Here is a 7,485-nt window from a genome sequence, read left to right as displayed (position 1 = left end):
TGATCTAAACTATCTGCTAGGATTTCCTGCTGTTTGGCAACCCAAGTACATCTCCAGGACAAAAATCATGGTGATTGTACTTCAAGTCAACAGCAAACTGCTGGGACTGGTGGTTTCACAAGTGGAAGAAATAGAACAGCACCATTGGCAAAACTTACAACCCCCTGATCGATTATTGCCCCTCAGATTTGGACACTTTGTCAAAGCCTATCTTCCCGAAGCTAGTAGTATTATCTTAGATGCCCAACGAATTGTCCAAGCAGCAGTTGATATAAAGTATGAAGTATAAGTAAAATTTACGACTCTAGACAGATGTCAGAAGCACAATGGGATGATAATGATTCAGAACTGCTATTAGAAAATCACAATCTCCTCAAGGAGAATACTCCGCAATTTTTTAACTCTGCTCGCCCTAACCTAGAGGGATTTAAGGTTAACCTAGACAGGCTAAAAACTGATCTAGAGCAACGCCGAAGGGTAGATAAGTTAGACCTGAAAAAAAATTTGGAGCAATTTGAATCCTTTGGTCAGGAGGTTGAGCAGTTTACGGCAGGGGTGAATCTGGAAATTCAGCAATTGAAGCTTAGCTACGAAGAGGCACTCCAACAACAGTTCCAAGCCCAGCATGAAAAATTGTTAGAGCTGAGCAGATTAATGAGTGAAGCTGGGGACTGGGAAACCTTACTAAACAATACAGTGAATGGGGTACAACATCTAAGCCTTGCTGAGCGGGTGTTAATTTATCGCTTCAATTCTGCTCGCACCGGAATAGTTTTGGCAGAAGCCGTAGAACGGGGGTGGACTCCTGCGGTCGGGGAAACCCTAGATGCTACTGCTTTTGGGGCTGACTTGTCCACAGAGTATTTGCAGCAGTCAAGGGTAATTATCGATCACGTCAGCAATGATTCGGTCACTCCCTACCAACTCCAGCTGCTGGATAAATTTCAAGTTCAATCGAGTCTCAGCTTATGCTTGCCCGTATCGGGGAAAGCTTGGGGTTTGTTGGTCCTGCAGCAATGCCTGGTACAGACAAACCAAGACAGGTCGGTTCCATCCTGGACTCCACAACAGATTAATTCCTTTCAAACTATTGCCACAGAACTATCCCTTCACCTAACTACCCACGAGTTACGCACTCAGTTGCAACAGCAGCAGGCGCGGGAGGCAACTGTGGCGAAAGTCATTAACAAAATCCGCCGTTCTCTGGATATCAAGACTATTTTCCAGACCACTACTCAAGAAGTGCGACAGCTGCTCAACACTGACCGAGCCGTTATCTATCGCTTTAATCCCGATTGGAGTGGTGAATTTGTAGCAGAGTCTGTGGCTGGAGGCTGGATTTCTTTGCTTCAGAGCCAGACTCATAGTCCAACCCTAAGGGCTGATATCAGCGAATGCAGCATCCAACAATTGGCTACTCAACCAATTAATCAGGTCGATACTTATCTTCAAGAAACCCAGGGGGGTTCCTATAGTAGGGGGGAAACCTACCGGGTGGTGGAGGATATCTACAATCAGGAGTTCACCCCTTGTTATCTTCAAGTGCTAGAAAGTTATCAGGTCAGAGCTTATGTGATTGTAGCTATTTACCAGAATGAAAAACTCTGGGGATTATTGGCTACCTATCAAAACTCTGATCTCAGGCAATGGAAGCAGTCAGAGGTTAGCTGGATGCTAGAGATTGCAGCTGAGTTAGAAGTAGCATTGCAACACTCTGAGCTACTGGAGGCACAACGGTTAAAGTCTGAGGAATTACATCAAGCAGCAGAACGGGAAAGAGTATTGACTAAGGTCACGGATAAAATTCAACAATCCCAAGACCTACGCACTATTTTTAATGTTACCACCAACGAAGTTCGTAAACTCTTAGGGGTTGACCGTGTTACGATATATCGCTTCAATTCTGATTGGAGTGGCTCCTTTGTTGCTGAGTCGGTGGCTAGTGGCTGGAGCTCTCTAATCCAGGAACAGACTAATAATCCCCTCATCAACAAAAATATTAGTGAATGTATCGTGAAAACGGTGGCTGGAAATACCCCTGAGCAGTTTAGCCAGCAAGCCCCAACCATCCGAGATACCTATCTACAAACCATCCAAGGCAATCTCTCTAGCCAAGACAAACCCTTCTGGGTGGTTAGTGATATCTACGAAGGGGATTTTTCAAGTTGTTATATCGAGCAGCTAGAGCGATATCAGGCCAGAGCCTATACTATTGTGCCAATTTTCCAAGGGGATAAGCTGTGGGGTTTACTGGCTGCTTATCAAAATTCTGAGCCTAGGGATTGGCAAGGGGAAGAGATTAATTGGATGGTTCAGATTGCGGCTCAGATCAGTATACCCTTGCAGCGAGCTGAGTATTTGGAACAATTGCGGACGCAATCCCAAAAACTAGCAGAATTAGCATCACAGGAAAAGGAGGCTAGGGAATTATTCCAACAGCGTGCTATTGATTTGCTTACAGCTGTCCGACCTGCTCTAGACGGTGACTTGACCGTTAGAGCTCCGATTACCAATGATGAACTTGGGACTATTGCAGATGCTTACAACAACACCATCCAGAGTTTACGGGAAATTGTGATCCAGGTACTCTCAGCTTCTGTCAAAGTCGCTGAAACTGCTACACAGAGTGAAGCAGCAATTACTAAAGTTTCCCAAGAAGCCCAGCATCAGTGTCAGGAGTTGACCCAAGGGATTGATCAAATCCAGAGCATGGTTAACTCTACCCAAGCCGTAACCGCTAGCGCCCAATCCATCGACCGAGCTGTGCAAGAGGCAAACCAAAAAGTAGCATCGGGGGAGACAGCTATGAACCGCACAGTGGAGGGAATTCTAGGAATTCGGGACAGTGTGGAGGAAGCCAGCCACCAAATTAGACAGTTAAGTCAATACTCCCAAAATGTTGACCGGGTATTGAATTTGATTAGTGATTTTGCCACCCAAACCCAGCTACTCTCCCTCAATGCTGCTCTCGAAGCCACCAGGGCTGGGGAGTATGGTAAAGGATTTGCGGTAGTAGCTGATGAGGTGCGCTCCTTAGCTCGACAGTCGGCCAAGGCAACTACGGAAATTTCTAATTTAGTTGCTGAAATCCGCACTCAGACCCGAGAGGTGATTAAAGTGACCGAAGTGGCGATCGCTCAGGTTAATACTGGCACGGAATTGGTAGAAGAAAGCAAGGGCAATCTAAATGCGATCGCATCAGCTACTGGTGAGATTAGCCAGTTAGTTGCAGGCATTACCCAGGCAACCCTAGCCCAACTGGAACAATCACAATCGGTCACCCAAACCATGAAAGAAGTTGCCACCATATCCACCAATACTTCTGAAGACTCTACCGAGCTTTGGGAGTCCTTCAAGGAATCCCTCACCACCATCAAAAATCTACAGGCAGCTGTTGAGCGGTTTACCGTGAACTAGTTATAGTGCTACGGGTGGGGAGTGTCGGGAGTGTGAGGAGTTTGGGGCCCGGGCGCGGGGAGTGTTAAAAGCCAGATCAGCTACTGGCGTGGTTTTCGCCACCAGCAACTATGAGGTAAATTCAAGTTTTTTACCCCGACTCCCGACTCCCGACTCCCGATTCCCGATTCCCGATTCCCGATTCCCTACTCCCTAAAAAAATGTCAACTATTGATCCAGAAACCTATCAATACTTTCTTGGGGAAGCCCAGGACTTGCTGCAAGTTATTGAACAAGAGTTGTTGGCCTTGAGACCAGACAAGCCAAAAAACCAACTTTATGACTTAATGCGAGCCACTCATACCCTGAAAGGCGCAGCTGCTAATGTCCGGCAAGAAACCATAAAAAGTGTAGCACATTATCTCGAAGATGTCTTCCGGGCAATGTTAGCCCCTGAGGCAACCATTGATACAGAGCTAGAAACACTACTGTTTGAAGGATATCAGTGCCTGAGGATGGCACTGACCGCTGAAATGACCGGGGAGTTGAGCAAGAATACTGAGATTATCAACCGAGCTGCAGGGGTGTTTGCTAAACTGCAAGCTAAATTAGGAGATTGCTTTGACTATCAAGCCTCTCTACCCACATCAGCAGAACTTGGGTTTGATATTGTCCAATCTATCTTTGAAGTAGGAGTCAAGCAACGCATTGATCACCTAGCTTCCTTGTTGAAGGTTGGAAGTTCTGAAGGGTTACAGGTTGGCAGGTTGGATGTTGAAAGTTCTGAAGGGTTACAGGTTGGCAGGTTGGATGTTGAAAGTTCTGAAGGGTTACAGGTTGGCAGGTTGGATGTTGAAAGTTTTCCAGAGAACCTTGAACCTACCCTTCGGGAACGCCAAAGGCGAACAACCAACACTAACCTTGAACCTTCAACCAACACTAACCTTGAACCTTCAACCAACACTAACCTTGAACCTTCAACCAACACTAACCTTGAACCTTCAACCAACACTAACCTTGAACCTTCAACCAACACTAACCTTGAACCTCCAACCCCTGATCATGACAAGGCTAGGTTGATAGAGATTGCCGACACCTTGCGAGAACAAGCTGAAATATTTGTAGGGTTAGGGGAATCCCTGAGCTTACCAGGGTTTAAAGCCATTGCCGAAAACACCCTTAAAGCCCTTGATGCTCACCCTGAACAGGTGATGGAAATTGCCAAGATTGCCTTAACGAATTTCCAGGAAGCTCATACTGCTGTCTTAGGAGGCGATCGCACTCGTGGAGGAAACCCCAGCCTCGCCCTTCAACAATTAACTGGGTCACAAGAAGAGTTACAGGTTGTTCGCGAAGCGTGGCCAAAAGGCCAAGGTTGGAAGGTTGAAGGTTCACAATCGTTGAAGGTTGAAGGTTCACAATCGTTGAAGGTTGAAGGTTCACAATCGTTGAAGGTTGAAGGTTCACAATCGTTAAATGTTGAAGGTTGGAACGTTGAAGGTTTTCCAGACAAACTTCAACCTTCAACCAACACTAACCTTCAACCTTCAACCAACACTAATCTTCAACCTTCAACCAACACTAACCTTCAACCTTCAACCAACACTAACCTTCAACCTTCAACCAACACTAACCTTCAACCTTCAACCAACACTAACCTTCAACCTGCTAACCTTCAACCTGCTAACCTTAAATCGGCAACAGCCCTTGATGAATTACTTGAGGAAACCTTTGGTAATATTCCTCTCGCGCAACAGCAAACTAATCAAGTGTTTCCTGAAGAGGAATCTCTTGAGGGAGATAGTATACTTCCAGATAGTATATTTCCAGATACTATATTTCTGGATGAATCTTCAGAAACCGTAGCAACAGACAATCTTAACCAAGCTCAGACTGACTCTAAGCAAGAGTCGGAGTTAGCGGTTAACTCTGAATCAGGAAAAGAAGTAAACCAAATATCAATGTCTCCTCCCGATCGGGAGTCTGGAGAGGCTGGTGTGCCTTCATTAGCAGAGGGCTCGATCAAGACATCGGCCACAGTGCGCGTTGATTTAGACAGTCTTAAACATCTATCTCACCTAGTTGGGGAACTACTGATTAACCAAAACCAGTTAGGATGGCAGGATGAAAACTGTCAAGGGGTAGTTGAAAAACTCTCCAATTGGCTCAAGCAACACCGCCACACCCTGACTCAACTGCGCACTCAGCTCAAGAAGCATTCCTCTAATCAGCAAATTTCTAAGCTCTGGGATTCGGCATGGGAAGAAACCCTGCAACTGACTCAAGCTACAGAAGACCTGAGCTTGTTAGCCACTACGGCTGCTGCTAGTGTGGAACGAGAACAGCGTCTATCAACTCAGCTGAGGGATACTCTTCAATCGGCTCGGACTATACCTCTGGAACATCTGCTTAAATCCTTTCCCTCCATGGTGCAGCAGTTGTCTAATGTCCATCACAAGTCAGCGGAATTGACCCTCAGTGTTAGTAATGTCCTAGTTGATAAAACCATTGCTGATTATCTCTATGATGCTTTACTGCATCTAGTCCGCAATGGTTTCGACCATGGTATTGAATCTTCCGAGGTTCGCCAACAAAGGGGTAAACCTGCTATCGGTAAGATTGAAATTCGTGCCTTCTATCAAGGAAATCGCACCATCATTGAAGTCACAGATGATGGTCAGGGACTGGACTTGGAAAAGATTTATAATCGTGCCGTGGAAACCAACCTGCTCAGTGTTGAGCACTTGGAAGCCCTGGGCGAATCACCGGAGCCAAATCAGCTATTAGACTTACTTTGTCAGCCAGGATTTTCCACTGTTTCTCAAATTAACGAACTTTCTGGACGAGGTATTGGCCTAGATGTGGTGCGCTCCCAACTGCAACGGATTAACGGTCGGGTAAAGGTTCGCTTCCAGCAGGGTCTTGGCACAACCTTTTGCTTGCAGATCCAAGAGGCCCTCAGAAATGCCAGGGTGCTAGTGGTTCAAGCTAGTCAGGGAGTGTATGGGTTTGTGGGTAATGACATTGAACAGATAGTGTTGCCAGCATCTGAGCACATCCAGATGGTGAATGATCAAAAAATCCTGAATTGGCATCACAGGGGGAATGAGTATAGCACTCCCGTTTACCAACTCTCATGCTTACTGGAATACTCATCCCAACAGGTATCGACACTACCAGCTTGGAATCCCTTGCTCACTAAACCCCAAGAGATTAATCCGATCCTATTGATGGCTAGCGGTGACGGATGGGTAGGACTAGAAGTGGAACAAGTACTCGAAGAGCAAGAACTGGTGATCAAGCAGCTGTCTAATGCGATCGCATATCCTCCCTATGTTTATGGTTGCAGTATTTTGGCCGATGGTCGTTTGACCCTGGTAATTGACGGTACAGGGTTACTTAACTATGTACAGCAGCTCCCTCAATCTCAGCCATCCTTGTTGAAGGTTGGCAGTTATCAAGAGTTGAAAGTTGGGAGGTTGAAGGTTGTTCGCGAAGCGTGGCCTATTGGCCAAGGTTCTGAAGAGTTGAAGGTTAGCAGGTTGAAGGTTGTTCGCGAAGCGTGGCCTATTGGCCAAGGTTCTGAAGAGTTGAAGGTTAGCAGGTTGAAGGTTGTTCGCGAAGCGTGGCCTTTTGGCCAAGGTTTTCCAGACAAGCTTCAACCTGATCATAGACAACCTGATAACCTTCAACCAGCTAACCTACCCTTCTCGAACGCCAAAGGCGAACAACCTGCCAACCTTCAACCTGCCAACCTTCAACCTGCTAACCTTCAACCTGCTAACCTTCAACCTGCTAACCTTCAACCTGCTAACCTTCAACCTGCTAACCTTCAACCTGCCAACCTTCAACCTGCCAACCTTCAACCTGCCAAGCTTTCTAAAACCTTTTTAGTTGTCGATGATTCCATTACTGAGCGACAAAATTTAAGCCTAATTCTAGAACGAAATGGTAACCATGTGGTGCAAGCTAAAGATGGTTGGGAGGCTATAGAACTATTGCGCAGAAGTAGTGGTATTGATCTGATTATCTGTGATTTAGAAATGCCACGGTTAAACGGTCTTGAGTTTTTGAGTCTTAGTCATCAAA

The 7,485-nt window shown here is 46.1% G+C and carries 4 protein-coding genes; all 4 read left to right on the top strand.

The features are described 5' to 3' along the window. A partial coding sequence (locus tag F6K20_RS16780) for a chemotaxis protein CheW (protein WP_287295374.1) occupies nt 1-289 on the top strand: 289 nt, incomplete at its 5' end. A 23-nt stretch (nt 290-312) separates the two neighbouring features. Next, nucleotides 313-3,417: a GAF domain-containing protein gene (locus tag F6K20_RS16775; protein ID WP_287295373.1), complete on the top strand. Its 3,105-nt coding sequence runs from the start codon at nt 313-315 to the stop codon at nt 3,415-3,417. A gap of 61 nt (nt 3,418-3,478) precedes the next feature. Beyond that, the gene (locus tag F6K20_RS16770; protein WP_287295371.1) at nt 3,479-3,613 is read left to right on the top strand and encodes a hypothetical protein; all 135 of its coding nucleotides are present in this window, start codon (nt 3,479-3,481) and stop codon (nt 3,611-3,613) included. A 4-nt stretch (nt 3,614-3,617) separates the two neighbouring features. After that, nucleotides 3,618-7,485: chemotaxis protein CheW (locus F6K20_RS16765; protein ID WP_287295369.1), on the top strand; the 3,868-nt coding region annotated here is incomplete at its 3' end.

The organism is Moorena sp. SIO2C4 (assembly GCF_010672485.1).
In the GTDB taxonomy this organism is placed as follows: domain Bacteria; phylum Cyanobacteriota; class Cyanobacteriia; order Cyanobacteriales; family Coleofasciculaceae; genus Moorena; species Moorena producens.
Note: the sequence above shows the minus strand (reverse complement) of the source record. Positions and strands in the feature narration are given on the sequence as shown.